Below are 26,544 nucleotides of genomic sequence, written 5' to 3' on the forward strand. Positions count from 1 at the left end.
AGCAGCCGTTGGTACGAACTGATTGGGACATTCATCAGTCGTCCTGCAGGGCTCGTCATCTAAGGTTTGAGGCGAATTGGCGACCTGTCACCGGCGGCCCCCACCTCACCGTCGAGAGACTTCTCTACCGGCCTCATCCCGCCGACAGCCGTCGTACGGCGTCTTCGTCCACGCTGATCCCCAGGCCGGGTCTTGCGTGAAGCGTGCGGATGCCGTTGACCGGGGTGTCGATGTCTGGCGCGATCGCTTCGGCGAGCGGATTGTTGCCGATCCAGTGCTCCATGATGTCGAAGTTCGGAATCGCTGCAGCGCATTGAAGGCTTGCAGCGAAGTGGATTGCTGAGCCGATGCTGACGTGCGGTGTGGCGAGCGCACCGAACGCATCCGCCAGAGCGGCGATACGCATGACCTCCGAGATACCGCCTGCGCGACACACATCGGGCTGCACGATGTGCAATCCGCCGACCCGCAGGAATTCGAGTGCCCGGAAGCGACCCGAGATCGAATCGAGGGCGAGTGGGATGGTCGACTTCTCGGCGAGGCGACGGTAGCCGTCGATGTTCTCAGGGGCCATCGGCATCTCGAAGAATCCGACGTCGTAGTCTGCCAGGCGAGAAGCCAGGGCCATTGCCTGCGCGATGTCGTATTGGCCCGCAGCGTCGGCGAACACCCGGCCTTCCGATCCGAGAACCTCTCGCACGATCCGAACAGCGTCGAGGTCGGTCTGCGGATCGACCCCGACCGCGACCTTGACCGAGCGGAATCCTCGCTCGAGGAGCGCCTCGGCCTGCAACCGGACCCCGTCGCGCCCTTCGGCACCGGGCGCTGCCGGAATTCCGGAGGCGTACACGGGAACGTCAGTCCGGAAAGCTCCACCCAGCAGGGAGGCGACGGGTTGCTGAAGTGTTTTCCCCCAGGCGTCCCACAGAGCGATGTCGATGCCGGAGAGCGCTTCGAGCCAGAATCCCGAGTCGTGTCCGCGGACCCGCATCGCCGCGTACATTCGTTCCCAGGTGATCGCGATTTCGTCCAGGCGGCTGTTCATCACCAGCGGGGCCAGCAATTCGTCGACGAGCGCCGCTGTGATGGTTGCGCCGACCGGTGCCTTGGACTCGCCCCAGCCGACGACTCCGTCGGCCGTCTCGATCCGCACGATGACGGTGTCGATCGTTTGTGAGTAGATGTACCGGCGGCGCGCTTCGTTCGGATATGTGCTCACGCGCATTCCGCGATCGGAGCTCCAGGTCTTTGCTCCCCAGTACGTCTGTCCCTCAGGCAGGGCGGCGCGGACCGGGAACGCTTCGACGGCGACGATCTTCATAGGTGTTTCCTTCCTTCGGCGAGTGCGAGTAAGAGCGGACCCTGTCCCCAGGGGAAGATCCCGGATGCGCGGGTGAGATAGTCGGCGTGGACGGAGGCCGGCGTTGCCTCCGATACGTTCAATCCGCCGTCGGCGTCGGTGGCGTTGGCGGCCGCGATGAGGGCACGGCGTGCCATGGGCAGCCAGTCCCCCGAGACACGACCCTGGCTTACGCCGAGCAGGATGCCCGATGCCATGATCGCGCTCACGCTGGCCTCGACGGGTGCGCTCGCGTCATCGACCACTGTGCGCCACTGCCCGTCGACTTCGAGTGAGGCCATCGCAAGCAGAAGTCGGTCGAGCCGGTCAGTGAGGCCCTGAGACGAACCACCCAGTACGAGACCGTGCAGCGCCCACCCTTGGCCACGACCCCAGTGCACGCCGTTCGCCCTCCCTGCCACGATGTCGTAGGCGTGTGAGAACAACCCACTGTCATCCTGCAGAACAGCTGCCACCTCTTCTGCGGAGCTGACGGCGTTCGCCTCGAGGCCGAGCGCCGCCAGACCGGGTCCATCGGTGTGCATGCAGTCGACCCAGATGATGTGGGCGAGCGCGTCCAGATCGGGGCGGTGCACAGGTGGCTGGTTGTCGATCGGCCGCTGAGCCCGGGTTACTGCGACGCGAAAGCGTTCGATTGCCGGCCCAACGTCAAGGCCGGGCCGTATCCGTTGGAGTTCGAGCAGCGTCTCAACGGAGATCAGATGATCGGTCGGATCCGCCGGGAGAGTCAGACTGGGAGCAACCAGGGCCTCAACCATGTCGACCAGACACGGTTCATCGAGCAGGGCGCCCGCGCGGAGAAGGCCGACGAGGGCGGGACCGACGCCGAATCCCCAGATGCGGATGTCGCATCTGAGCGTCCGCCTTGAGACGAGTTCGAGGAACTCGTCTGACAGAATCGCTGTCATGTCACTCGGGCGCATTTCCGGTCTCCGTTGCGAGTTGGGCGAGAGTCCGGTGTGGGACGTCTCGGAGGGGCGGCTGCTGCTGGTCGATATCCAGCGGAGGCTGCTTTACAGCGTGCGAAAGGGAGCGCTGATCGGGGCGCCTATCGGCTTGAGCGAGCGTGTGACAGCGATCGTGCCCGCAGAGCGCGGCGAATGGCTTGCCGTGTTCGACCGGTCGATCGGGGTGATCGACCTGCACACGGGCACGGTGGACGCGGTCTTGTCGATCCCAGGAGATGCTGAACTCGTGTTGAACGATGCTGTCTCCGGTCGTGACGGGATCCTTTATGTCGGCTCGGTCGACCGCTCGGGGGCTGACCGGGGCGAGCTCTATGCGATCAGCAGCCGACTGGAGGTCACGACAGTCCTCACGGGCATCGGCGCATCCAACGGACTTGATACGACGGAGGGAGGCGAGAAGCTCGTGCACGTCGACAGCCTCGGCGACCGTGTGAGCCTGGGGATCGACGGTCCTGCGATCTCGGTTCCGCATCCGGACGGCGTCGCTGTGGATGCGGAAGGGTATGTGTGGGTTGCGCTGTGGGGTCATGGTCAGGTGCACCGTTTCGATCCGGCAGGACGTCTCGATCGGGTCTTGGACCTGCCGACTCCGCTGGTCACGAACGTGGCATTCGGGGGCGCCGATCTCGATGAGCTGTTCATCACGACCGCCCGGGCTGACGAGTCGGGGCTGGGGGGTGCGGTGTTCCATACTCGGCCAGGAGTTCGCGGCCTTCCGCCAGCACATTTTCGATGGACTCTCCCAGCGGCCTGACTCGCACGTCGAGGTCGATGGTGCATGGGGTGCCGGGGGAAACGATCACGGCGTCGCCGGCGTTGAGGGCGTTTCCGGGGGCGAACTGCGGTTCGACGCAGATCGCATCTTCCGTTTCGTGAATGACCCAGCACCGTGCGTTGAAGCTCGACAAGGTGAGTTCGAACAGTCCCGGCCAGGCCAGTATCGGCGCTTGGTCGTTCGTCGGTGCCGTCCAGGTGCGTGTCGACGGATCACGATCGACAAGGGTGCGGGATGTGATCAGCGCATTCTCTCGGTACACCTTGTCGACGGGCCACGTGAGAATCGCCTCTGTTCCTTCGATCGCACGATTGAACCATGGATGCAATCCGGGGCTGGCGGGCATCCGCTGTCGGTCGTTGCTGACGGTGAGGAGGATTCCCATGCCCTCGGCAGATGTTCGGATCTCCTCGCGCGCACTCCCTCCGAACGGCCAGCGCGCGTCGAAGTCGATGCCGAAAACGCCGGGTTCCGGCATGCTCCACGCGACGTCTGCTGCAACTCCGTGTGCGGAGTGCGGCACGGCGTTGGCCGGGAGGATATGCTGCTCGCCGCCCCAGGTGAACCGTGCTCGAGCGAGCCTTCCGGCATAGGGTGCCATTGCGAAGAGGCCGTCCCGGAACGGTGAAGGGTTCAGGGCGTCCGGTGCGGCCAGAATGTTGCGTTCAAGGATCGTGAGCTCGCTGATGCGGGCGCCCCGATTCAGGTCGACGGTGACGGAGGCCGGTCCGAGTTTGTCGAGTTTCCAGTCACGCACGACAGTTCCAGGTCCCGCGCCGGTGCGCCATCCTTGTGGGGCGTTCATCACGTCGTCCGGACACCCTCGGCGGTCGCTATCGATCGCAATTCGCGATCGAGCAACTCGATGCGGTCCTTCGCGCTCGCCGATGGCGGCGAGCTCACTTTCAGCCCGGTGAGAACCGGGTCGCTCACCTGGGAGAGCAACTCGAAACAGTCCGCGATCGAGTCGGGGGTGAGCAACGACAACGGGTCCTCACTCCACGAGGGTGCGTGAGCATCCGCCCATGCGTCTCCGTATCGTGTCGGCTCGGCTGCACAGCCCGAGAAGATCAACTCGCCAAGCAGGCCGGCCTCGATTGCTGCGCCCAGGTGATCGAGAACCGCGCCAGGCGCGCGACCTTCGATCGCGGAGCGGCCCCAGTTGATCCCGATCGTCGCTCCTCGATCGACACGCGTGTTAGCCCAGGTGACGGCGCGAACCTCATCGGCAAGCGGAAGGTAGCCCTTCGCCGGTCGGTGGGCTTCGGTCAATGCGTCGCAATGTTCGAGGATCACCCGACTCCCCGACCAGTCCCAGGAAAGGACCTCGGCCATGGAGTCTGCCAGCCGCGCGGTTCCTACGGTCTCCGTGCACGACGACCGCCGTGGTGACGAGACGATCGAAACGCCGGCGATGCGCCCCGGCCCGATGATGTCGCCAAGGCGGCGCGCGGCGTCCCACGCGTGGCGCAGGAAGGCGAGCGAGTTTCGGCGGCCGACCTCATCGGGCGAAGCCGGCCCGAACCGGGAGTCTTCGACTCCACGTCGGAACAACCCAGGGACCGTTGTGATGACCACGTCGGAATTGCTTCCGACCCGGTGTGCGATGCGAGCCAGATCGGTGTCTGTCCATGGATCGGCGAAAGGAATCTCGAACCCTCGCACCAGCGGGTGGGAACGAAGTTCCTCGTAGACCAGGTCCTGCTCGCCGGAGTCCATACCCTTCGCGACCGTCGCATAGGCGCCAACGAAGAAGCTCACGAGGCCGCCTCCGCGAATGACTCGGCCTGGTCCATCAACGCGCGTGCCTGAACGGAATCAGGCAGCCCCGCGGTGTCTCCGGTTTGCGCGATCACAGCTGCAGCAAATGCTGAACCGAGCCAGCACGCGGCGCGCGCGTCGAGCCCGGAGAGCCGTGCTGCAAGGTAGCTTCCGGCGAATGCGTCGCCGGCTCCAACCGGGTCGACGATCGTGGTCGCGAGTGTCTCCTGATGCCGCATGGTGCCGTCTTCTTCCTGCCACCAACTGCCGCCCGCTCCCGCGGTTATCACGACCTCGCTGCATCCCGTAGCGCGAGCGGCCTCGGCAATGCGATCCGGCTCGATCTCGTCGAAAAGAAGCTTCGCGTCATCCAACCCGACCAGAAGGATGCTAACGGTCGGAAGGATGGTCCGGATCGAATCGACGGATTCCTGCACCCGTCCGAGTTGAGGGCGCAGATTCACGTCGAGCGCAACGGCGATTCCCCGGTTCGCTGCCAGTTCGGACACTCGCTCGACCATGCGTTTCGGTCCGTCACCCAGGGCCGCGGTCAGGCCTGAGATCAACACGGCGCGCGGATGCCGTTCCAGTCCCCGTTCGGCGTCGATGCGATCCATGGATGCAGCGGCGGATGTCGATCGGTAGTAGTAAACCCGCCGTTCGCCGTCCGGCTTCACGTCCTTCAGGAAAAGGGCCGTCGGTCGATAAGCATCGGCTTCCGCGAGGAGTTCGAGCCCGAGTTCGTTTGCTCGGGCGACGACCTGCTCCGCGAGAGGGTCCGTTCCCAGTCTCGTGCAGAAAGCAGCTCGCGCACCGAGTGCGGCAGCGGCAGCGCACGCGTTGAACTCCGCTCCTGCGACATGCAGGTCGAGATGGTGTGCGGTAGCGAGTGAGGTCCCCGCGGGAGGCTGCAGAAGCGCGAGCACCTCCCCGAAACCAACGATGTCCAGTGCTGCCGGGTTGCTCGTCATTGCCAACGCTGCCGGAGGTCGGGTCGCAGCCAGGCCGCCGGTGATCCGATGGTCAGGCCGCCGTCGACCGGCAGCACTGCACCGGTGATGAACGTCGATCGGTCGGAGGCTAGGAATGCCACCGCCTCGGCGACATCCTCGGGAGTGCCGGTACGCCCGAGCGGGTAGCCCTCGGTGACGCCAGGAAGCTCAGACGAGCCGATCATCCCGGGTGCGACAGCATTGACCCTGATCCCGGCGGGACCGTACTCGACAGCGAGTTGGCGGACCAACCCTTCCAGGCCGGCTTTGGCCGCGGCGTAACCTGGTATGCCCGGGACCGTGACCCGAGCATTGGACGAAGAGACCGCGACGATCGCGGCGCCGCGCCTGAGGTGGGGAAGCGCGGCTCTGACGACGAAGAACGCGGAATCGAGCGTCGCTCCAAGAGCCTTGTGCCACAGTTCGTCGGTAGTGGTTGCTGCCGAAGCGACCGGCATCGACGCTGCTGCGAGCACAACGATGTCGATCGAGCCGAGCGCATCGAATGCCGCGGAGACAACGCGGTCGACTTCATCGGGTTGGGAGCAGTCGGCTTGGAGGAGGCTCAGGAAATCGGGATGGACGAACGGTTCGATCGATACACCCACGACTGAAGCGCCATCGCGAGCCAGCGTGCGAGCGATCGCGATGCCGATGGCCGAGGAGGCGCCGATCACCAGCGCTCCGGCTCTTCTCATAGTTGTGCCCTACGCGCCGGAGCGAGCTCGAGCTCGGTCAGGATGGTTCGAATGGATTCGCGCATCCGACCGTCCACGGGGCTCGCGGGCGACCGCACCGTGGCGCTTTCGATGATTCCGCGCATGACCAGCACCTCCTTGTGCACTGCCCACGCTAGCCCGGGCTGGAGACCGAACAGGATAAGGGGCAGGAGACGCGCGAACATGTCGCGGGCGAGCTCGTGCTCACCGTCGGTGAACGCCAGGAGAACCGGGCGGAGCAGATCGGGGAACTCGCACGCGGGCATCGTGCCGATGGCTCCAGCCGAATACTCTTCGAGCACCATTTGAGAGTTCTGCCCCCCGAAGACGACAAAGCCGGGCCGAACTGCGGCAACCACGCTCGCGGTCTTCGCGACGGTCGGCGGAGCCTCGACCTTGATCGAGTCCACGCCGGCCAGTCGGCTCAACTCGGCTATGAGAGGCACGCTCATCGTGACACCCGTGGCGCCCGGAGCATCCTGCACCATCACAGGCACACCGGATTCGGAGGCGATGGTTCCATAGAACTCGACGAGTTGGTCAGCGTTGGGCTTCACCATGAACGGCGGCAGCACCATGAGAGCATGGGCGCCCCCTTCGACGGCAGCGTGGGCCTGCTCGACGGCGGTCACGGTCGAGGTCGCCGCCACACCCGCGACGATCGGCACTGATCCGGCGCTGACGGAGGCGAGCTCCCGGAGGATCGCCCCCCGGTCACGGGCCGTCAGGGCGAACCCCTCGCTGGCCATCCCGAAGACCGCGATTCCGTCAACCGAACTAGCGAGCTGGAAATCGATCAGCCGGCGCAACGAGGGGACGTCGAGGCGGCCTGAAGTGTCGAACGGAGTGGCGAGGATCGGGATGAGCCCTGACAGATTCGAGTGTGGCATCAGCTTCTTTCTTGGAGTGTTCGTACAATGTTCAGATCGACATCCACACCGAGCCCGGGACCGGTTGGAAGGGTAAAGTTCGCCGCATCGTGGTGGAGATGCGTTCCTAGGCGCAGTTCCCCGAGCTCGACCGATGTCGGTTGGTATTCGAACGCCAGGAGATCCACTGCCGCGGCGCTGACATGCAAGCCGGCCGCGAGGCTGATGCCGAGCCCCGTCGAGTGGTGCGGAGCAACTGGAACATGGTGCGTGGCGCAGAGTTCGGCGATTGCCATGGCCTCAGTGATTCCCGTCCGGCCGACGTCGGGCTGGGCGATGCCCAGCGCACGGCCCGCCAGCCACGCCTCGAACTCGTATCTGTTTCGCAGTGTTTCGCCGACCGCGACAGGAAGCTGCGTCCGCGAGGCGAGATCGGTGTGGCCGGCGAGGTGTTCGGGTGCGAGGGGTGCTTCGAGGAACCAGGCGTTTCGCTGTTCTAGGCCGCGAGCGAGGGCGAGAGCGTCGCTCACTGTATATGCCCAGTGGGCGTCGACCGCAATGGCCGCTTCTGGTGCCGCGGCGCGGACAGCGTCGAACGCGGCGAGGTCCTCGTTGACGCCCCAGCCGAGGTGGAGCTTGAATCGACGGGTTCCCCGCTCGGTCCATTCCGCGGCGAGCGCGGCGCGTGCTTCGTGCGTGGGCCGGGGAAGGCCGGAGACGTAGGTCGGTATCGTCTCGCGAAGTGCGCCGCCGAGGAGGTCTGCGATGGAACGACCGGTGATCCGACCGCAGAGGTCCCAGAGTGCGATGTCGACGGCCGCCAGCGCATCCGCCTGGTGTCCGACGAGGTGACCTCGTTCCCTCATCAGTGAGCGGAGGAAGTGCCAGTTCGACCTCGGGCTGGTGGCGTCCCGTCCCGTCAGCATCGGTGCGAGCAGCCGCTCCACGATCGCCGCAGTGATCTCCGGACCAACGGGCGCGAGTGCTTCGCCCCACCCTTCGCTGCCGTCTTCGGCGATGACACGCACCAGCATCGACTCGTACCGGTCGGAATAGAGGCTCTGCCACGGCGGCCGTACGAAATACCCGGTGTCACTGGGCTCGGGCAGCTTGCCCAGATAAGGCTCCGCGACCGGGATCTTCAGAACGAAGGCTTCCACTCCAACTATCTGCATTTCATAATCCAATATTGGTTGTGTATATGCACAGAGTGGATGCTAGCATGCACAATGTGAGCATGGGAACTGATAAGCGCATGAGGTCTGACAGCAATCAGAGTGTTGAAAGGGCGGCGGCGGTGCTCGGCGCCTTTACAACCGGCCTCGAACTGCTGAGGGTCGCCGACGTAGCGGCTCTTGCCGGAATCGGTCAGTCGACCGCATCCCGCCTCCTCGCGACGCTCGAGCAACTGGAGTACGTCGAGCGCGATGCCCAGACCGGACTGTATGGACTCGGGCCTGCGGTGGTCACGCTCGGCGGCATCGCCGTGAACCACCTCGCCGTGCATCGCGAGGCCCGCCAGCGGGCCCAGGATCTCGCCCACACACTCGGGCTCGGCGTGAACGTCGCCATTCGAAGCGGCAACTCCATCTTCTATGTGTGCAACTTCGAGGGCGTCAATGCGCCCCGTTCCTACACCCTCGTGGGACAGCGGAACCCGCTGCACGCGACCGGAATCGGCAAGTGCCTTCTCCTCGGCCTCGACGCGCCGGAGCGACGCAAACTCTTGCCCGAGCTGGAACAGTTCACTCCGGCCACGATCGCGGACCACGATCGCCTGGACGCTGAACTCGCCGCCATCGGCTCCAACGGATACGCGACCGAACGGGAGGAGCTCGCCCTCGCGCGTTCCTGCGTCGCCGCGCCGATCCGCGACCGGACACGGCAGATCGTCGCGGCCCTATCGATCTCGGGGCCGCTCTCGACCATCGACCTGGATCACCGCGAAAAGGAACTGTCCAAAATCGCGATCGAGGCGGCAGACTCCATCAGCGTCGGCCTCGGCTACCCGGGCCCGGCGCATGCTGCCTACGGCAGCGTCATGAACGGCCGGTGAGAACGATGAACCGTCCGTCCCCTGGACCCCTGGCAGAGGCTCTGGCGGGGGCGCCGATCCTCGGTATCGTCAGGACAGACGAGCCCGGCGTCAGCGACCTCGTGGTCGATGCGCTGGTGCAGGGCGGCATTCGCGCTGTGGAGATCTCGCTGACGTCGCTCGATGCGCTGGGAGGTCTTGTCCGGGCGCTGGACAAGATCGGAGATGGCGCACTCGTCGGCATCGGTACCGTCCGAACGGGGAACGACGCGGACCAGGCGATCGCGGGTGGGGCACGGTTCCTGGTCAGCCCGAACCTTTCGGGCGATGTGCTCTCCATCGCACACGACGCTGGCGTACCAGTCGTATGCGGTGTGCTGACGCCGACGGAAATCCAGCGGGCTATCGACCTCGGTGCCGAATGGCTCAAGATCTTTCCGGCGGCTTCCTTCGGTCCTGACTACATCGCCCACCTCTCGGCACCGTTTCCCGACGTCGCGTTCGTTCCTACCGGGGGAATCCGCGTGAGCGACGTCGCTGCCTACCGGTCAGCAGGAGCGGCGGCCGTCGGACTCGCCGGCTCCCTGGCTCGATCTGAACAGGTCAAGGCCCGGCAGTGGAGCGCGATCAGTTCGACGGCACGTGCAGCGCTCGAGGCCTGGGCCGGCGGCGATTCCGAATGACATGCGAGATCCTGACCCTCGGTTCTGTGCCGGCCGATCTGAGTACTCCAGTGCGGGCCGTATTCCTGCACGGTTACGCCTGTTCGTCCGAAGACTGGTTGGGAGTGGTCGACGAACTAGGACCAGGCCGTTACCTCCTCGTCGATTTTCCGGGACACGGCTCGGCCGAGGCGATGCGATCGGTGGGCTTTCTCTCCCTCGTCGAGCAGACCGCTTCGTTGCTCGACCTGCTGCCGGGCCCGACGACGCTGGCCGGCCACAGTATGGGCGGAATGGTCGCCATCGCCGTCGCCGCATCGCACCGAGTGGTAATCAGCGCGCTGGTACTGGCGGATGCCTTTCCCGATCTCGCCACGATCGTCGAGGTGTTCGGTGGCGCCGAAGACGACGCAGACCCGTTCGGCTACGGCTCGGTCATCGACCGGCAGACGCCCTCCGATGTACAGGCCCGGGTGCGGGCGTCGATGACGAAGGGAGTCCGCACCGCGGGAACAGAACTCCACGCAGAGCTCATGGCGCTCGACCTTCGTGACTCCTTGCAGGACATCGATGTGCCGACACTCGTGATGGTCGGCGACCGACGCGGGATCCCGCCGATGAGTGCGACCGAGGCCCGCGTGTCCCTCGGGTTCGACGCCCTACCGAATGCGACTGTTCAGCTCGTGTCGTCACATCACTTCATCATGCTCGAGCGACCACAGGAGGTCGCCCGCCAGACCGAGAAATTCCTTCTCGACCAAGAGATAACAGTGAAAGGAAAGAAATGAGAATTCAATTCTCACGCGCAGCAAAGAGGCTCGCACCGATTGCGATTCTCGCTGGCGCAGCGATCGTGCTCTCCGGATGTTCTGCGCCTGCTGCCGCACCGAGCAAAGGGATCAAAGGCGTCGACATCACCTTCGGCGGATGGGGCGGCGAAGAAGGAGCCACGAAGGCCGACTTCGACGGCTTCCAGTCCAGCTTCACCAAGTCGACCGGTGCGAACGTCCAGTGGGTCGGCGCGTCATACGACCAGGTACAGCAGCAACTCGCGCTGAAAGCGACGTCGGACCCCGTCGACGTCGCACAGGTCGACATCGGCTGGATCACCAGTTTCGCCGCCAAGAACCAGCTCGAAGACCTCAACACCGTCTACGGAAAAGAGACCCTCGCCTCCCTGTATCCGAAGAACCTCCTGGAGCTCGGCCAGCGAAACGGTAAGCAGGTCGCACTTCCCTGGACCATCGCATCCATTTCACTCGTCGCCAACATGGACGTTCTCAAGGCTGCTGGGATCACTGAGGTTCCCAAGACGACCGACGAGTTCCGCACCGATCTCGCGGCCATCAAGGCAAGCCAGCCCGGCGTGATTCCTTACGCACTCAACACCAAGACCGCCGGCTTAGTCTCGCCGTTCCTGCAGCCCTGGATCTGGACCTTCGGTGGCTCGCTGTACAACAAAGGCAAGGTCACGGCAGGTGACGAGGGGACGTCCAAGGCATTCGATTACATCGACGGCCTCGTAAAAGACGGTCTCGTACAGAAAGGCGTAGACATCTTCTCCGCGCGAACGCTCTTCGCGCAGGGAAAGGTTGCGTTCTACGACGACGCGATCATCGCACGGGGACTAGTGACCGATAAGGCTCGGTCTGCGGCAGTCATGCCGGTGGCTCGCCCAGTCGTGATAAGCGGAGACAAGCCCCAGTCGATCCAGTGGGGTCACGCACTTGTGATGTTCAAGAAGGATCGCACGAAGGCGCAGCTCGAAGCGGCGAAGGAATTCATGTCGTGGCTTCAGGACCCGAAGGTGGTCGGGAGCTATTTCACGAGCCAGGGACTGCTTCCCGCAACCACTGCCGGCCTCGCGAAGAAGCCGGCGGATGACTACAGCAAACAGTGGATCGCCATCACTGCCACGTCACGGCCCGACGAGACGGCTTCATACGCCAACGGCGCCCAAATCGCCACGATCGTCGGCCAGCACGGGGAAGCCGCCTACAACGGCATCGAATCGCCGAAAGCGGCGGCCGCCGGCATGGCAGCCGAACTGAAACAACTCGCTCAGTAGTACCCAGGTGGGTCGCCGCTGACCCAGCGGCGACCCACCACAACCGGAGGCCTCACAGTGACAACTTCCACCCTCAGGCGCACCGTCCCCCGTCAGTCCGGAGTCTGGATTCGACGGAGACGAAGCCTCACGGGTCTGGCGTTCATCGCGCCCGCTCTGATCTTCATGGCCCTTGCCATGCTGTGGCCACTCGCCCTCTCGGTGTCGAAGGCCTTCTTCCGTGACGACCCCGTCACGAATCAGCCGGTCTTCTCCGGCTTCAAGAACTTCGCGTTCTTCTTCTCGAACGCGTCGCTCATCAAGACGCTGCCGACGACACTGATCTTCGTCGTCGGGGCAACAGCTATCGCATTCATTCTCGGAATGCTCTGGGCCCTGGTGCTCGAACAGATCCGTAGAGGCCGAAGCCTCCTGCGCGCTCTGACACTGATTCCGTGGGTGCTTCCCAGCGTGGTCACCGCATTCCTCTGGGCGTGGATATTCAACGGTCAATTCGGGGTTCTCAACGGCGTCGGCCGACAGCTCGGTCTCGTCGGCGAGAACATCATCTGGCTGGCAGACCCCACGACGGCGAACATAGCGATCATCATCGCCAGGGCATGGCAATCGATGCCCTGGTTCGCCCTCATGTTCATTGCAGGCCTCCAGTCGGTACCGACCGAGTTGACGGAAGCCGTCCGGGTCGACGGAGGCGGCAACTGGCAGGTCTTCCGCACCGTCATCCTTCCCCACCTCCGATTCACCGTCGTCATCGCTTTGATCCTCGGCGCGATGGGGAACCTGCAGCTCTTCGACCTGATCTACGCGATGACGGGTGGTGGGCCCGCCGGCTCGACCTCGGTGATGTCGCTGGTCGTGTACCAACAGGCATTCCAGGTCTTCGACTTCGGGACGGCTGCAGCGATCGGCGTCATCTGGATCCTGTTGCTGCTGGTACCGACCATCCTCTACGTGCGGACCGCACTGCCCAGCCGAAAGGGAGCGTGACGATGTTCAGAAACTCCGCCGCCGTTCGCATCTGGGTACCCGTGGTCGCAATCCTCGTCGGCGCACTCCTGTTCCTGCCCCTCGTGTGGCTGGTTCGTACGGCAGTGACACCCGTGGAAGACGTCTTCTCGACGACATTCACCTGGCTGCCGAAGACATTCACCCTCGACAATTTCGCGTTCGCCTTCGCCCAAACAGATCTGGTGCAATTTCTGGCGAACAGTCTTCTGGTCGCTGGCGTGTCAGCTGTCGTCGCTACCGCGCTGGCGAGTTACGCGGCTTACGGACTCACGGTCTTTCAATTCGGCTTCAAACGGTCATTGATGACGTTGTTCCTTCTTGCGCAAGTATTTCCCGTCGCCCTCATCCTCGTCAGTCTGTACCCGATGCTCAGCCAGGTGCATCTACTCAACAGCCTGATCGGTCTGGGCGTCGGATACATCATCCTGTCGCTGCCCTCAGCGCTCTACATCATGCATGGGTTCATGGTGAACTTTCCGACCGAGCTCGTCGAGGCCTCGCGGATCGACGGTGCAGGCGAGTTCCGCACCTTCCACAGCGTCGTCCTCCCGGTGATGAAGCCGGCGCTCATCGCCGTGCTGTTGTTCTCGTTCATGTGGGGATGGAATGACTTGATCTTCTCGGTCACGTTGATCTCCTCGGCCGACCTCAAGACTCTGGGCCCGGGACTGCTCTCCACCTATCTCGGTCAGTTCCGGGACAACTGGGCGGGAATCATGGCCGCGTCGATCATCGCCTCCATTCCCGTTGTCGTTCTGTTCATCTGGCTTCAGAAATACTTCGTCCGCGGCATGACCGCGGGCGCCGTGAAGGGGTAGTCGACCTCGATTCCTTCCACGTGTCGTAAGCAGGGTTGCGGTCGGCCTCAGGAATCCTTCGGAGGCCGGCCACTATCCCAAGCCGCCCCGATGGGGCAACTCGACAGATGCAATACCAACGGGAACTAGGGTCGTTGCTAATCGATTGATGCTAGATCAATTGATTACCGTCGGATCGGAGTCATTCGACCGGTTGCCCAATATTTGGCCCACACTTGAAAACGCAGCCGAGTGAAGTCGGTCCGCCACAGCGTCGAGATCGTCATCGAAAAGGTCGCTGTAAGTGTCGAGAGTCATGGCCGCAGAAGCGTGCCCGAGCATGCGCTGAACTGCCTTCACGTTTGCGCCGGCACTGACCGCGAGCGATGCCGCAGTGTGCCGCAGATCGTGAATGGTCATGATTGGCAGTCCTGCTTCAACCAGTGCTCGGTCCCACCAGGAGTTTGCGGCCATCGTCGGGGTCTTCTGATAGCCGCCCTGCCCGTCGTCGAATATGATGCCGTCGCGACCCTTGCCGAACGATGCTTCGGCGAACGGGATAGACAGGAACTCGGGGTACGGCACGCTCCGGCGTTCGTGTGTCTTCGGTGTGCCGATCACGATGGCGCCGTTGACGTAAACGGCGTTCTCCACGACCGATAGCCGGCGTCGTCGGGTGTCCAGGTCGCGGACCCGTAGCGCGGTCGCCTCGCCCCACCGGAGGCCGGTGTACGCGAGGGTCGCCACGATCGCAGCGTGGGACCCGCACGCGACGAGCAGCTTCGCCACTTGTTCGTTCGACAGGTAGACGTGCTCGCGGGAGTTGCGACGCGGGAGCTTGACGCCGCGAGCTGGATTCGACGGTATGAGGTGGTCCCTGACGGCACTATCAAGGATGCCGGCGAGGATGTCGTGGCATCGTCGAACAATTGTCGGAGACTTTGACTTCCTGCTTTCGCTGCCGGTGCTGAGCTCGGTGATCCACGCCTGAACCTCGCTGTGACGAATACCGCCGATCATCGCTGCGCCCCAGCGTGGTTTCACATGAAGTCGCCACGCGGACTCGTAGACATAACTTGAGGACGGCTTGAGATGCGTGCGCGAGGCAAGCCAGGCTTGTCCGAGTCGATCGACAGTCGTGCGTGCGGCCGTCGGATCGATGTACTCGCCCGTGGCCTTCTTCGTCTCGACTGAGGCGAGAAACAGTTCGGCCTCGCGCTTCGTGCGGAAGCCGCGCTTATCGGTCTGCGAGTGGTCGGGTTTGCGATAGCGAACGCGGTATCGTTTGCCGGCTGCGGACTCGTACGCGGTGATGCTGCCCATGAGTCTTATCCCAGGTCGCCGCCTGGCTCGCAGGCCACGTTGGTCAAGCCGGCGGATGTGAGAAGGCCGGCGAGCCGTGCTGCCTCCTCGGTGATTCTGTCGATTCGCGTCTGGGTCTCGGCGTTGGAGTCGATGAGATCCGGATCGCCCGACGCCGACTGCGCAGCCAGGACGATCTGTAGTCTCTTGAGTTCGCGCTGCAGGCTTCCAAGCTCGCGAAGTGTGCCGAGGATGCTGATGTCCGCGCGCTCGGCGGCAAGTCGCGGTCGGTAGGAGCTTGCGGGCGTGGCTGAGAGCCAGCAGTCGAACTCGGCGGCGCTCATCCCATCGAAGTCGTCGCTGAGATTTGGCAAGTCGAGGGTGGAGTTTGGACTGCCGATTGGGGCCAGCAAGAACGACGGCGGGACGTCGAGCGCTCGGGCGATATTGAGCAACTGGCTGACGCTGATGTCGGCCTTTCGTCCGGACTCGATGTTCTCGAGGATCGCCGACGTGATCTTGCCCCCGCGCATCGCGTCAGCGAGGTCATGGGTCGTGCGGTAGCCACGCTCTCGTCGCGCCAATTTGATGCGGGCGCCAACGCTGGGTTCAGAGCGAAAATCCGTCATTTCGACAGGCTAGCGCGTTCATGCTTGTCAAACCAGCAAACTCACGGTATTGTCGATTTTACAAATCAATAGCTCTCTAGTTGTCGAAACGGAGGAGATTGAGATGACAGGGGAATTCATTCGGCCGTCGGATGTGGCTGAGTTGACGGGACTGTCCGTTGCCGCGCTGGCGCAGCTTCGCTACAAGGGCAAGGGTCCGCGCTACTACAAGCCGACACCGCACAGCGTCGTTTACAAGCGTGCGGAGGTGATTGCGTGGCTGGAGGCGAGTGTTCAAACGGGAACCGCGGTCCTGGCGTGACCAAGTCAAGCACTGCATCGCGCGATGATCTCGGCGAAGTCATTGACGGCTACCGGGTTCCGGTTGATCCGATGGATGACCTGCAATGCGAGAGCTGTCAGTAGAACAGCCGGTTTACCCCGGCGCGTCATCGATCGGTTACCCCTGTTCGGGGGTAGCGTCCGACACCAATGGAGTGGCTGATTCTTACCCCGTTTGCCGTAGCGCTGGACTCGCGATTCGAGTCAGGGCGGCGGTGACGCATCGTGGCTGAGACTCGGGAATTGTCAGAGTCGATGTCGCCACTTCAGCACCGATTGTGGGCACGCCGCCCCGGCGATCTATCCCCGGCGTTGCTCCGCTCCTCCAACACCTCAGTCGAAGTACTTCTGCGCGCCCTCATGCGCTGAAGGCGGCAGTCTTACGGGTCTGTGACCCGAACCCGATCCTTCGCACAAGCCATCGCAATGCAAGGAAGGTTGTGATCACGTGACTGGAGCAAACCAAGTCGACACGATGGTCGACGATCATGTGAGCGAGCTGCTCCGCAGTGTTGACGAGATGCGCCCGTTCGTCCTGTACCGAATCGGACACCGGCCAACCGACGTCGACATCATCCTGCAGACCGTGCGGGAGACGGTATGGCACCGTGCTGGCTCGTTCGACCCAGCACTCGGAACCCCGAGCGCGTTCGTCTTTGGTATCACCCGCAACATTGTCCGCAGCGAGCTCCGCAAGCCCGTCCCCGAGCTGGTGGAATTGCCGGAAAACCTCGAGTCCTCGACGAACCAGGATCCTCTTGCGATCCTGCTGCGACGGTTCGACGCGAATCGGTGGATGGGCCTCGTGGTCGATTTCGTCGGCCCTTCCGATTGGGCGGTGATCTCCGAGCTCGCCCTCAGCGATGGCGACATCGAAGGGGTGGCCGCCGAGCACCAACTATCGGGACGCGGCCTCCGAACGGTTCGGGACCGAGTGTGCCTGACTGCGTTGACCGTCCGGGCGGCCCTGGCCGCGGCTGACGCAAACCTGCCGCTGACCGGGTCGGTCATCGTGCGATGCGTCCCGGAGCGGGGCGGCATGCGTGAGGTCGCGGAAATGATCCGTGACGACGCGGACACTATCGCGGCCAGGTTGCAGATCCATGCCGGTTCCGCGCGGGCGCGCATCGCGACCGTCAAACGACTGCTGACGATTGCGCGGACCGTTCTGCAGCAGGAGATAACTGCATGATCGGCGCGAGTGCAGCAGCCCACGCTGTGAGGCATCCCAAGACCACCCGGAACCTGCTCATCGTCACAGTCGTGATCCTCCTGGTCGTCCCGATAGGCCTTGTTGCGCTTCCCGTTTCGCTGGTGCTCGCGATCGGCGCCGGCACGCTTGGCGGGTCGGGGGGATGCGGAGTATCCGCCGCAGCTATCACCGTCAACCACAAGATTGCGGGGTACGACCTTGACCAGCTGAAGATCGCTGCCACGATCATTACGGTCGGGCGGCAGATGTACGTGCCACAGCGCGGCCAGGCGATCGCGCTGATGGTGGCGATCGGGGAATCCGGGCTACGGAATCTCAAACACGGCGACGCCGTCGACAACACCACCATCGGTGTCTTTCAGCAGGGCGCCGGCTACGGCGGCCGAGAGCAGCGACTGGACCCAGCGACGGCGGCAGAGGCCTTCTACATTCGGATGCTCCGGGTGCCGAACTGGCTAACGACCACGCCAACCCTCGTCGCGCACGCCGTCCAGATCAACGCCGACCCCAACCACTACACAACCTTCTGGTCACCCGCGGAACATCTCCTTGCAGCTCTGGCAGGCTCCGCGGCAGGGACTTGTTCGGTGCCGGTCGATGCCCGGGCTGCAGCTGCTGTCCTCGTCGCCGCGATCCAGCAAGGCAACCTGAACTTCCTCGAGGCGCGATACCAGCAGCAGGTCATCAACATGGCCAACGGCACGGCCACCCCGGACTGCAGAATCGACGGTCATGTGCTGCAACTGATCGTGGTCGCTGTGCGCACCTTCCAACAGGTCGGCGTCAGCGACCTCAACCGACGCTGCACCGGCACCACCCCAGGAGCCGGAAAAGTCTCCGCACATTGGAAGGGCAAAGCAGTCGACTTCTACGCCCTCAACCGCCGCTCCCTCACCGGCGCCGACAACCTCTCCGTCCAGTTGATTCACGTCCTGGATCCCTACGCCCCGCACGGCTCCAGCGTCGGACAAGGCCAATGCCGCGAATACGCAAACGTGAATATCGGCCACTTGGTGAACATCACCAGCGCCTTTCCCGACACCTGCGACCACCAACACATTCAGGTGCCGTGACTGACCAATTTCCCAAATGCGCGCCAAAACCCGCCCGAAAACACAACGTGTAAGTGAAGGGCATACGTAATCGAGGTGAATGAGATGAACAAGAAGTTGATCGCACTCGCAGGGCTTCTGACGTGCCTCACCCTCGTCGGATGCGCGGCACCCGCGCCAACGGAGCGACGGAATCCCTCCTTCACGACCGTGGCGCCGCCCAGCCCGAAGCCCACACATTCGTCGGACGCGACTCCGGTAGCGGACGGGATCGTCGACACCGTATACGTCCAGGTGTTCCCGGCCGCCACCTTCACGGCGAAGCACGGATGCCGATGCACCCTCCCGGATTCGACCCAGGAACTCTTCCCGCAAAAGACACCGGTGATCTTCCTGAGGGTCACGATGATCGGGGAGTGGAAGCCTTCGCAAGGCGGCCAGACCTACCAAGACGTCACCGGCACGACGTTGAACGGCACGAAATTTGACGGGCGACCAGAACCGGCCGTCCTCGACACCGTCGACGGACCAACCGCGGCGAAGGCCGCCGGACTGCCATGGCTGCCAACGGGGCTCTTCGCCGGGAAGTCCGACTGGACCATCCCGAACAATAAAGAACGATCCTTTGCTGCCGCGTGGTATCTCCCCGCAGGTGTCGATCGGCTTCTGCTCACGGTCGACGTTCCATCCGAGGGTCAGCCCCTTCAACTGATCGTCCCGCTGCCGGCATCGGCAACTCAGTCAGCGAACGCGAGCCGGGAGTGACCTCGATGAATCTCCTGATCAATCTCCTGGGGCTACTGGCAATCGTCGGTCTCGCCCTGCTCGGAATCGCAGGATCAGGCCTCCTTGCCGCCAGACGCATGACCGAAACCCACGAACCCGATCCGACGACCGAACCCACGGAAAGGAACAAAGAATCATGAACGCACTCAACGAGGCTGTGGTGACCGTGCACGCACGGGCGCTCCACGTGCTGACGGTAACCAACCCATCTCCGGACTTCTCCGGACCTGGAGTCTCCGCACTCCAGACGATTGCGAACGTGGTGTTCGCCATCGTGCTCAGTCTCGCCGTCATCGGAGGGTTGGTGGCGGCGGGCTTCATCGTCGTTGGCCACATCTCCAGCAACGGTCGCGTGCAAAAGATGGGCATGGTCGGACTCGTCAGCTGCATTGCCGGTGTCGCCGTCGCCGGCGGTATCGCGGGCCTGATCAACTGGGGCCAGTCGCTGCGGGTGGCGTGACCAACATGATTGCCCTCGCCGCTACCGACCCGTTCTCTCCGAACTATGGATGCTTCGTCTCCGATTTTGGATGCCAAGCCTCGCAGACCGTTGCCGGGTTCATGGCGTCGACCATCAAGAATCTCGGTGATTTCATCGCCACCATGATCGCCGGCGCCTTCAACACCAACATTGATCAGGGCAGCTGGAACATCGCCCAGTCGCAGTTCTTGTTCTGGATCGCGGTTACCGCGCCGATCATCCTGATCATCGCGCTCGTCCAGATCGGTATCGCGATGATCTTGCAGGACTGGGCGCGAATCGGCCGCACCGCCGCCGGCGCCGCACTGGCCATCCCGTTCTCAGCGATCTGTGTATGGGGTATGCAGAAGTTTTCCGGCATCACCGACGACATCACGCGCAGCCTCACCACCACCGTGCAAGGCGGGGATCTCGGCAAGGGGCTGCTTCGCGTGATCGGCATTCTCGACCTGCCCAAGCAGACCTCGAATGTCGTAATGCACAGTGCCCAGTTCAGCCAAGGCGGCGTCATCTACACGATGGCCGCGCAAGGCGCACAAGGACCGAACTCGGTCGGCGAATACGTCATGGCGTTGCTGGTGGTGGCGTTGATGATGATCGCAGCCGTGTTCCTCTTCATTTCCATGTCGATCCGCGAATTCGGGCTTCTCGCGTTGGCCGCGATGGCGCCTGTCGGGCTGATGATGATCGGCCAACCCAAACTGACGGCGTGGGCGCAACGATGGATGAACCTTTCCGTCGGCCTCCTGATCGCCAAACCTCTCGCCGCCGGTGTCGTGCTCCTAGCCGTGGAACTGACTAAGTCGAGCCTGAGCGTGGGCGTCATCCTCGTCGCCGCTGGCGCCGTGATCGCAGCTTCCTTCTCTCCGCTGTGGGCGACCAAGCTCGTCTCGTTCGCTGGCGCCGAGGTCGGCACTGCCCTCCATCATCGATTCTCGGTTCGGGACCAGGTCTCCCGTGCCAGTACCGCTGCGGCCCCCGTCCGTGGCGCCGCTCGTGTCATCAAGGTTGGGAGATAACCCGTGACCACCTATACCGCTGATCAGTTCATCGCCGACCAGTATCTCGCAGACGAGGGTGCACCCCGCGTTCGGTTCGCCGCGCGGGAACGTCGCGGGGTCATCCTGGGGCTGACCGTCCTGCAACTCCTCGTGGTTGGGGCCGCGGTCGGGATCCTGTTGTCGACCCTGTTCATCAACAGCAATGCGCTATGGGTGATGCTTCCGATCATCGCCCTGATTGTCTTCTTCGCTCTCGCCACCTACCGGCGCGAACCGGTCCTGGTGATCGTCGCCCAGGCCGCCCGGTACGCACATCGAAGCATCACCGGGCAGACCGTGTTCCGACGCGACATCTGGGCTCGGGTCACCCTCGCCTCACTCGAGGTCGGACATGCCCACTTGGCCGCGACAACTCCTATCGTGGCCAGCCGATTCCTGCTGCCCGGAGCGCTCGGGGACGTCCAGATCATCCAGATCCCGGGTGCGGGCGCATTCATCTATAACGCCCGGGGTCGGCTCGCGTCGGTCACTGTCCGGGTGGGGTCGAGGGCGTGGGCGTTGCGCGATCGGGGGACCCAGGAGGCCGCTTATGACGGGTTCGTCGAATGGCTCAGCTCGCTGGAGAACCTGCCCGGGGTGCGGGAGACCACGATCCGCATCCGGGTCGATCGGGCTTCCTCGAACGAACTGCGCGACTACCTGATGGTGCGCGAGGTCGAGTTCGACCCGCAGGTCAGTGCGGAGCTTCGGCAGGAGTATTGGGCGTTGACCCAGGCGGCGTCGAAGCGGTCGATGGGGTTCACGAACTACATCACCCTCACCTTCGACACCGGACTCCTCAACGGTGCCATTCGCGACGCGGGGAAAGGGCTCACTGGTCTGGCTTCGGTCTTGAAGGAGCGCGTTGCCGGTATCGAGACCTCGATGGAGCACGCCCGGCTCACTCCGGCCGGATGGTTGACCTCCGCCGATCTCGACGAGCTTCTTGCGCTGTCTGCTGACCCGGTGGCGGCGACGACCCGTCGCGAGCAGGATGCCGCCTCTGGGGCTCTGCCAGCCCCGCCGGTGATGGGGATAGACGAGGGCTGGGACGCCCTCCGCGTGGACGAGTCCTGGCACCAGACCTTCTGGGTCGCCGAGTGGCCCCGCACCGATGTACGCACCGGATTCCTTGAGCCACTGCTCTACGCGGGCGATGCAACCCGGGTGATCACTTTGCAGGTGCGGCCGGTGGCGACGCACAAGGCGTTGGCGCAGCTCAATCGAGCCCAGTCGGATATGGAGACCGCGGCGACCATCCGACTCAAACTTCAGTCGCGGGTCCCGCTCACCCATCTCCGTGAGGAGGAGGAACTCGCCGTTAGAGAGCACGATCTCGTCGACGGGTTCGGCGACGTGCAATACCGGGGCTTCATCACCATCAGCGCCGAATCCAAGGACAGTCTCGCCAAAGCCCGAACGGACATTGAACAGGCCTCCCATCCGGCCCGTCTGGTGCTGGCATCCATGTCGGGGCAGCAAGCAGCCGGGTTCGTCACCGGCGCCCTCCCTGTCCCGGTGGAAGGGGACTGAGATGAAACAGACCGCGGTCATCGGACGCGTCCCCGCGAACGAAAAGGCCGGAGCACACGACCGTCGCAAGCATCCTTCCGCAGACAAGTCGTCGGCGTGGAAGGTTCAAGCGCAGGAAATGCCCGGGTCGAAGATGCCGGCCTGGGGGTGGAAGCAACCACACAACCTGCGCGGCCCACTGCGGGCCACCCCGCCCGCGCACCGCTGCTCCTCCAAAGTCCTCGGCGGGGCTTACCCCTTCCTGGCCGAGACCGGCGACATCCTAACCGGTGCGTACATCGGCGAGAACCTGCTCTCCCGTGCCCCGTTCTGTTTCGACCCGTGGGACGCCTACTCCGCCGAAGCCGTCCGCTCCCACTCCGTCGCCATCCTCGGCGTGAAAGGCACCGGCAAGTCGATGCTCGCCAAGTCCTGGTCCTCCCGACTCGCCCGGCTGGGCCGGAAGATCGCGGTCCCGCACGACCCCAACGGCGAGTGGGTGCGGGTCGCCGCCTATGTCGGCGGCACGTCGATCAGCGTCGGCCCGGGCAAAGCCGCCCGAATCAACCTTCTCGATGAAGGCCCCCGCGACCCGTCGTTCTCCGGCGAGGACTGGAACCAAAACGTCCTCCAATACCGGCGGGCGACGGTAAAGACGATCATCCGCCGGCTCCGCGAAGGCGGAACCTTCGAACCGGTCGAACACACCGCACTCGACACCGCCCTCGACGCCCTGCGCGGCCAAACCACCGTCACCATCACCCACGTCTACAACCGGCTCGTCGCCCCCGACGATCAACTCCCGGCCGAGGTCGCGGACGCCGGTCACCGGTTGGCGCACTCGTTACGGCGGATGGTCTCCGGCGATCTCACCGGATTCTTCGATGGACCTTCCACCGTCCGGTTCGACGCGGACGCACCGATGATGGTCGTCGACACCTCCGCGCTGAAGGGTGCGTCCCCGGAAGCGCAAGCGTTGGCCCGGCTGGCGACAGCGAACTGGATCCGACGATCCTCCCTCGGCGCCAACCGGCAGGCGCGGGTGATCATCCACGAGGAAGCCGCGGTCGAGCTCCTCAACGACGTCTCCGGCGGCGACGGTCTCGCCGAACGGGTCGAGGACGAGAAGATCGCCCGACACTTGGGCACCAGCAACTGGTATCTGCTGCACCGGGTCGCCGACCTTGACGCCCTCGGCGACCGCAACAGCGCCCTCCACTCCCGAGCTCTCGGTCTCCTCGCCGACTGCGAAACCCGTATCTCCTACGCCCAACACTCGGGCGAGATCGCCAGGTCGCGCGAGATCCTCGGCTGGAACGACACCCAAGCCGACCTGGTCCGCAAACTCCACAAAGGCGAAGGGCTCTGGCAGATCGGCCCAGACCGGGTCGCGAAGGTCCGCAACATCTGCACCGACTACGAACTCGGCATCTTCCGCACCGACGCCTTCGGAGGCGAACGAGCATGAGAAACCACGGCTCATCCTGGCCTCGACTCGCTCTCTACGCACTGTTCGGCGTGATCGTTCTCGGTGCCCTCACGACCGCCATCGCGGACGCGGCCATCCAGGCCGTGTGTGGTTCGGGGGGCCGCCCAGGCAGCGTCTTCGCCGGACTCCAACTCGCCATTAGCGGCGACCCCACCGGCTTCACGCCAACGGCTGGATGCGCGGCACCGGTGACGTTGGTTCGCGTCCTCGACGTCCTCGCGCTGCTCCTCATCCTCGGCGCTGTCGTCGCGATGACGGTCTGGTGGCTGCGCTACCGCCAGTCCGACCGGCATTTCATCCGCGAACTGCGCGGCCGCGACGGACTCGCCAAACCCGGCGAAGTCCGCAAACACACCTCCGCCCGCACCGCCGTGCGCCGCGCCAAAACCTTGCGCCCCTCGCTGAAGGCTCCTACGCCGGCGGCGGTCGGTTGGAAGGTGGGCCGGGCGCACGGGCAGGACGTTTACGTGTCCATTGAGGACTCGATCGTCGTGGAGGGTGCACCCCGGTCCGGCAAGGGTTACCGGTTCATCATCAACGCCATCCTCGACTGGGACGGACCGCTGATCACCACCTCCACCCGCAACGACAACCTCTCCGCCACAATGCGCGAACGGGCCCGGGCCGGTGAGGTCACCGTGTTCGACCCGCAAGAGCTCTCCGGTGTTCGCTCCGCGTTGCGGATCTCACCAGTGACCGGCTGCGAAGACCCCCTGATCGCTGACCAGCGCGGGCAGGCGATCGTCGCCGGCACTGCCCTCGGCGCATCCAAGACCAATCAAGAGTGGGCGCACGTCTCTTCCTCTGTCCTCTCCCGACTCCTGCACGCGGCCGCGGTGTCCGGCCGCGGCGCCGACGCCCTCGCCCGGTGGGGTTCCAACCCGCGCCTCGCCCTCGAGGCGGTCAGCGTCCTCGCCAACGACGGCACACCCGGCTGGTCCGAGGATCTCGACGCGATCATCAACGGAGACCAGAAACTGCTCGCCAACTCCTGGTTTGGCGTCTCCGGCGCCATCCGCCCCCTCGCCATTCCCGCCATCCGCACCGCGATGACGCCAGGCCCGGGGGAGCAGTTCGACCCCGACCAGTTCCTCACTGGCTCCAACAGCCTCTACCTCGTCGGCACCGGCGCCGGCGCAGGCTCCGTCGGCGGATTCCTCGGCGCCATCCTGGACGACATCGTCGAGACCGCACGCCGCAAAGCCCTCGCCTCACCCGGTTCCCGGCTCGACCTCCCATTGGCATTGATCCTGGACGAGATCGCGAACATGTTCTCCTGGGCCGCCCTGCCCCGAATTATGGCCGACGGCGGCGGCATCGGCATCTCCACCGTCGTCGTCCTCCAGGCGCTCTCCCAAGCAGAGACCGCCTGGTCCCGCGCGGAAGCCGACACCATCTGGTCCGCCGCCACCGCCAAACTCCTGCTCGGCGGCGCATCCGACGTCGACCACCTCCGAGACATCGAATCCCTCCTCGGTCTTCGCCGGATCCGGAACACCGGGCACTCCTACAACGACGCCGGGTCCTCGACCAACGTCAACAGCGAGAAGGTCCCCGTGATGACCATCGACGAAATCCGGCGGATGCCCGAAACCACGGGTCTCCTCGCTTACCGCAATCGGCGCGGCATCCTCCTCGACCTCCGCGGCTGGACCGACCGCGACGACGCCCGCCACATCCGCGCCGGCAAAACCCTCACCGAACTCGATCAGCAGGTCGTCTTCGCCGAGCAATACCAGGCCGCCATGAACCGGCGGCACACTGCAGGGGAGCGACACTAATGTCCAATCGTCGACGCCCGGCCCGGGACAACACTTACCGGGCCCGCTACCTGCACTCGCCGGCCTGGTTCGCTCGTCGCGACCGCTGGTTTATGGAAGAAGTCCACCGGACCGGGCAGATTCGGTGTGCCCTCTGTCTCGGCACAGGAACCCCACGCACCCTCGAACTCCACCACCTTGACTACCGCGGCGTGACCCAGACCCAGAAGGGTTGGTCCGCCCGGGAACGGCACCAGGACCTGACCGCGTTGCACCCGCGCTGCCACGAATACGTCCACCTGCTCATCGAACGCGACCGCGCCCTCTCCGGGTTCGTCTCACGCCGGACCGCGTCCGCGCAGGCCATTGACCGGTTGCGGGCCAAGATCGGTCGCTACATTGAAGCAGCGGAGCAGCAGTGAGCGGTGACGAAACCCCGATCGAGGACCTCCTCGACTCTCTCCCCGACAACTGGGGCGACCAAGTACCGCGGCGCAGTCCCGGGATGCTCGGTATCACCGTCGTCAACTGGCGCACCCTCGAAAGAGCAGATGCACTTCAGGCGTGGACTGACCTGGGGGAGTGGGTGGCTTGGTTCACCCGCCGCTACAACCTCCCAGCTCGAAAGATCCCACCCTGCTGGTACAAACATGGTCCGCTCGTCGAAGAACTCTCCGCGCTCCACACGGCGTGGCTCGTCTCCTACGACAGCCTCGACGCCGGCTACGGACCGATCGGCTGGCATGAACGCCTCGCCGCTGCCACCCCCAGGCTTGCCGGTTGGTACAACGGCGAATGCCACAACGGTCACACCGAACTCCCACAATCCGGCGACGACATGATCCCGGGCGATTGGGCCGACTGGATCCATGAATCTCACGCCAATTGATCGTTTGCGCGCCGCCAGCGCGCATTCACTTCGTCGAAAACGCAATGTACAAGTGA

General features: G+C 64.3%; 28 protein-coding genes. 18 read left to right on the plus strand and 10 right to left on the minus strand.

The window, feature by feature from the left end; translation table 11 throughout:
- Nucleotides 1-133 precede the first annotated feature (133 nt).
- Both ACPPVQ_RS03645 and ACPPVQ_RS03650 read right to left on the minus strand, forming a co-directional pair.
- The gene (locus ACPPVQ_RS03645) at nucleotides 134-1,321 is read right to left on the minus strand and encodes a mandelate racemase/muconate lactonizing enzyme family protein (RefSeq protein WP_426518725.1); all 1,188 of its coding nucleotides are present in this window, start codon (nucleotides 1,319-1,321) and stop codon (nucleotides 134-136) included.
- Nucleotides 1,318-2,268: a glycoside hydrolase family 88 protein gene (locus ACPPVQ_RS03650; RefSeq protein WP_426518727.1), complete on the minus strand. Its 951-nt coding sequence runs from the start codon at nucleotides 2,266-2,268 to the stop codon at nucleotides 1,318-1,320. The genes ACPPVQ_RS03645 and ACPPVQ_RS03650 overlap by 4 nt, the downstream gene beginning before the upstream one ends.
- Here ACPPVQ_RS03650 and ACPPVQ_RS03655 point away from each other — a divergent pair.
- Entirely contained in the window at nucleotides 2,267-3,082 is an 816-nt protein-coding gene (locus tag ACPPVQ_RS03655; protein WP_426518729.1) for an SMP-30/gluconolactonase/LRE family protein, read from the plus strand. The two genes, ACPPVQ_RS03650 and ACPPVQ_RS03655, sit on opposite strands and share 2 nt — an antisense overlap.
- On the opposite strand, the gene ACPPVQ_RS03660 is transcribed toward ACPPVQ_RS03655, so the two are convergent.
- From ACPPVQ_RS03660 to ACPPVQ_RS03685, 6 genes are read right to left on the minus strand one after another with little or no spacing between them, the layout of a single operon-like run.
- Nucleotides 2,970-3,860, minus strand: a complete 891-nt coding sequence (locus ACPPVQ_RS03660; RefSeq protein WP_426518731.1) for a hypothetical protein — start codon at nucleotides 3,858-3,860, stop codon at nucleotides 2,970-2,972. The genes ACPPVQ_RS03655 and ACPPVQ_RS03660 overlap by 113 nt on opposite strands.
- A 47-nt stretch (nucleotides 3,861-3,907) precedes the next feature.
- Nucleotides 3,908-4,864 (minus strand): DUF4862 family protein, encoded by a 957-nt coding sequence (locus ACPPVQ_RS03665; protein ID WP_426518735.1) that lies wholly within the window; start codon nucleotides 4,862-4,864, stop codon nucleotides 3,908-3,910.
- A complete protein-coding gene (locus ACPPVQ_RS03670; protein WP_426518738.1) occupies nucleotides 4,861-5,835 on the minus strand; it encodes a sugar kinase in 975 nt (324 codons plus the stop codon). Before ACPPVQ_RS03670 ends, ACPPVQ_RS03665 begins: the two co-directional genes overlap by 4 nt.
- Complete coding sequence (locus ACPPVQ_RS03675) at nucleotides 5,832-6,554, minus strand: SDR family NAD(P)-dependent oxidoreductase (protein ID WP_426518740.1); 723 nt, start codon at nucleotides 6,552-6,554, stop codon at nucleotides 5,832-5,834. Before ACPPVQ_RS03675 ends, ACPPVQ_RS03670 begins: the two co-directional genes overlap by 4 nt.
- The gene (locus tag ACPPVQ_RS03680; protein ID WP_426518742.1) at nucleotides 6,551-7,465 is read right to left on the minus strand and encodes a dihydrodipicolinate synthase family protein; all 915 of its coding nucleotides are present in this window, start codon (nucleotides 7,463-7,465) and stop codon (nucleotides 6,551-6,553) included. The genes ACPPVQ_RS03675 and ACPPVQ_RS03680 overlap by 4 nt, the downstream gene beginning before the upstream one ends.
- Nucleotides 7,465-8,619 (minus strand): mandelate racemase/muconate lactonizing enzyme family protein, encoded by a 1,155-nt coding sequence (locus ACPPVQ_RS03685; protein WP_426518744.1) that lies wholly within the window; start codon nucleotides 8,617-8,619, stop codon nucleotides 7,465-7,467. The genes ACPPVQ_RS03680 and ACPPVQ_RS03685 overlap by 1 nt, the downstream gene beginning before the upstream one ends.
- Nucleotides 8,620-8,681: 62 nt before the next feature.
- On the opposite strand from ACPPVQ_RS03685, the gene ACPPVQ_RS03690 reads away from it, so the two are divergent.
- The 6 genes from ACPPVQ_RS03690 to ACPPVQ_RS03715 are packed head-to-tail and all read left to right on the plus strand — an operon-like array spanning nucleotide 8,682 to nucleotide 14,035.
- The gene (locus ACPPVQ_RS03690; RefSeq protein ID WP_426518746.1) at nucleotides 8,682-9,500 is read left to right on the plus strand and encodes an IclR family transcriptional regulator; all 819 of its coding nucleotides are present in this window, start codon (nucleotides 8,682-8,684) and stop codon (nucleotides 9,498-9,500) included.
- A gap of 5 nt (nucleotides 9,501-9,505) precedes the next feature.
- The gene (locus ACPPVQ_RS03695; RefSeq protein WP_426518748.1) at nucleotides 9,506-10,162 is read left to right on the plus strand and encodes a bifunctional 4-hydroxy-2-oxoglutarate aldolase/2-dehydro-3-deoxy-phosphogluconate aldolase; all 657 of its coding nucleotides are present in this window, start codon (nucleotides 9,506-9,508) and stop codon (nucleotides 10,160-10,162) included.
- Complete coding sequence (locus ACPPVQ_RS03700; protein WP_426518750.1) at nucleotides 10,159-10,929, plus strand: alpha/beta fold hydrolase; 771 nt, start codon at nucleotides 10,159-10,161, stop codon at nucleotides 10,927-10,929. Before ACPPVQ_RS03695 ends, ACPPVQ_RS03700 begins: the two co-directional genes overlap by 4 nt.
- Nucleotides 10,926-12,209, plus strand: coding sequence for an ABC transporter substrate-binding protein (locus tag ACPPVQ_RS03705; protein WP_426518752.1), 1,284 nt, complete (start codon nucleotides 10,926-10,928; stop codon nucleotides 12,207-12,209). The genes ACPPVQ_RS03700 and ACPPVQ_RS03705 overlap by 4 nt, the downstream gene beginning before the upstream one ends.
- 57 nt (nucleotides 12,210-12,266) lie before the next feature.
- The gene (locus tag ACPPVQ_RS03710) at nucleotides 12,267-13,196 is read left to right on the plus strand and encodes a carbohydrate ABC transporter permease (RefSeq protein ID WP_426518754.1); all 930 of its coding nucleotides are present in this window, start codon (nucleotides 12,267-12,269) and stop codon (nucleotides 13,194-13,196) included.
- 2 nt (nucleotides 13,197-13,198) lie between these two features.
- On the plus strand, nucleotides 13,199-14,035 hold the full coding sequence (locus ACPPVQ_RS03715) for a carbohydrate ABC transporter permease (RefSeq protein WP_426518756.1): 837 nt from the start codon (nucleotides 13,199-13,201) through the stop codon (nucleotides 14,033-14,035).
- 156 nt (nucleotides 14,036-14,191) lie between these two features.
- On the opposite strand, the gene ACPPVQ_RS03720 is transcribed toward ACPPVQ_RS03715, so the two are convergent.
- On the minus strand, nucleotides 14,192-15,337 hold the full coding sequence (locus tag ACPPVQ_RS03720) for a tyrosine-type recombinase/integrase (protein WP_426518758.1): 1,146 nt from the start codon (nucleotides 15,335-15,337) through the stop codon (nucleotides 14,192-14,194).
- 5 nt (nucleotides 15,338-15,342) lie between these two features.
- On the minus strand, nucleotides 15,343-15,945 hold the full coding sequence (locus ACPPVQ_RS03725) for a helix-turn-helix domain-containing protein (protein WP_426518760.1): 603 nt from the start codon (nucleotides 15,943-15,945) through the stop codon (nucleotides 15,343-15,345).
- Between the two features lie 103 nt (nucleotides 15,946-16,048).
- Here ACPPVQ_RS03725 and ACPPVQ_RS03730 point away from each other — a divergent pair, with 103 nt between their 5' ends.
- From ACPPVQ_RS03730 to ACPPVQ_RS03780, 11 genes are all read left to right on the plus strand, one after another.
- Nucleotides 16,049-16,246 (plus strand): helix-turn-helix transcriptional regulator, encoded by a 198-nt coding sequence (locus tag ACPPVQ_RS03730; protein WP_426518762.1) that lies wholly within the window; start codon nucleotides 16,049-16,051, stop codon nucleotides 16,244-16,246.
- 468 nt (nucleotides 16,247-16,714) lie between these two features.
- On the plus strand, nucleotides 16,715-17,458 hold the full coding sequence (locus ACPPVQ_RS03735) for an RNA polymerase sigma factor (RefSeq protein ID WP_426518764.1): 744 nt from the start codon (nucleotides 16,715-16,717) through the stop codon (nucleotides 17,456-17,458).
- Nucleotides 17,459-17,529: 71 nt separating this feature from the next.
- Nucleotides 17,530-18,552, plus strand: coding sequence for a hypothetical protein (locus ACPPVQ_RS03740; protein ID WP_426518765.1), 1,023 nt, complete (start codon nucleotides 17,530-17,532; stop codon nucleotides 18,550-18,552).
- Between the two features lie 84 nt (nucleotides 18,553-18,636).
- A complete protein-coding gene (locus tag ACPPVQ_RS03745) occupies nucleotides 18,637-19,296 on the plus strand; it encodes a hypothetical protein (RefSeq protein WP_426518767.1) in 660 nt (219 codons plus the stop codon).
- A 157-nt stretch (nucleotides 19,297-19,453) separates the two neighbouring features.
- A complete protein-coding gene (locus tag ACPPVQ_RS03750) occupies nucleotides 19,454-19,777 on the plus strand; it encodes a hypothetical protein (protein WP_426518769.1) in 324 nt (107 codons plus the stop codon).
- Nucleotides 19,774-20,817, plus strand: a complete 1,044-nt coding sequence (locus tag ACPPVQ_RS03755) for a hypothetical protein (RefSeq protein WP_426518771.1) — start codon at nucleotides 19,774-19,776, stop codon at nucleotides 20,815-20,817. The genes ACPPVQ_RS03750 and ACPPVQ_RS03755 overlap by 4 nt, the downstream gene beginning before the upstream one ends.
- Nucleotides 20,818-20,820: 3 nt before the next feature.
- Nucleotides 20,821-22,371 (plus strand): PrgI family protein, encoded by a 1,551-nt coding sequence (locus ACPPVQ_RS03760; RefSeq protein WP_426518773.1) that lies wholly within the window; start codon nucleotides 20,821-20,823, stop codon nucleotides 22,369-22,371.
- Between the two features lies 1 nt (nucleotide 22,372).
- Nucleotides 22,373-23,818, plus strand: coding sequence for a hypothetical protein (locus ACPPVQ_RS03765; protein WP_426518775.1), 1,446 nt, complete (start codon nucleotides 22,373-22,375; stop codon nucleotides 23,816-23,818).
- Nucleotides 23,815-25,620, plus strand: coding sequence for a type IV secretory system conjugative DNA transfer family protein (locus ACPPVQ_RS03770; protein WP_426518777.1), 1,806 nt, complete (start codon nucleotides 23,815-23,817; stop codon nucleotides 25,618-25,620). The genes ACPPVQ_RS03765 and ACPPVQ_RS03770 overlap by 4 nt, the downstream gene beginning before the upstream one ends.
- 191 nt (nucleotides 25,621-25,811) lie before the next feature.
- Nucleotides 25,812-26,021 carry a hypothetical protein gene (locus ACPPVQ_RS03775; protein WP_426518779.1) on the plus strand — a complete coding sequence of 70 codons (210 nt, stop codon included), beginning with the start codon at nucleotides 25,812-25,814 and terminating at the stop codon, nucleotides 26,019-26,021.
- A complete protein-coding gene (locus ACPPVQ_RS03780) occupies nucleotides 26,018-26,488 on the plus strand; it encodes a hypothetical protein (protein WP_426518781.1) in 471 nt (156 codons plus the stop codon). The genes ACPPVQ_RS03775 and ACPPVQ_RS03780 overlap by 4 nt, the downstream gene beginning before the upstream one ends.
- The last annotated feature ends 56 nt before the right edge of the window (nucleotides 26,489-26,544 follow it).

It is taken from the genome of Leifsonia sp. McL0618 (assembly GCF_049994905.1).
In the GTDB taxonomy this organism is placed as follows: Bacteria; Actinomycetota; Actinomycetes; order Actinomycetales; family Microbacteriaceae; genus Diaminobutyricibacter.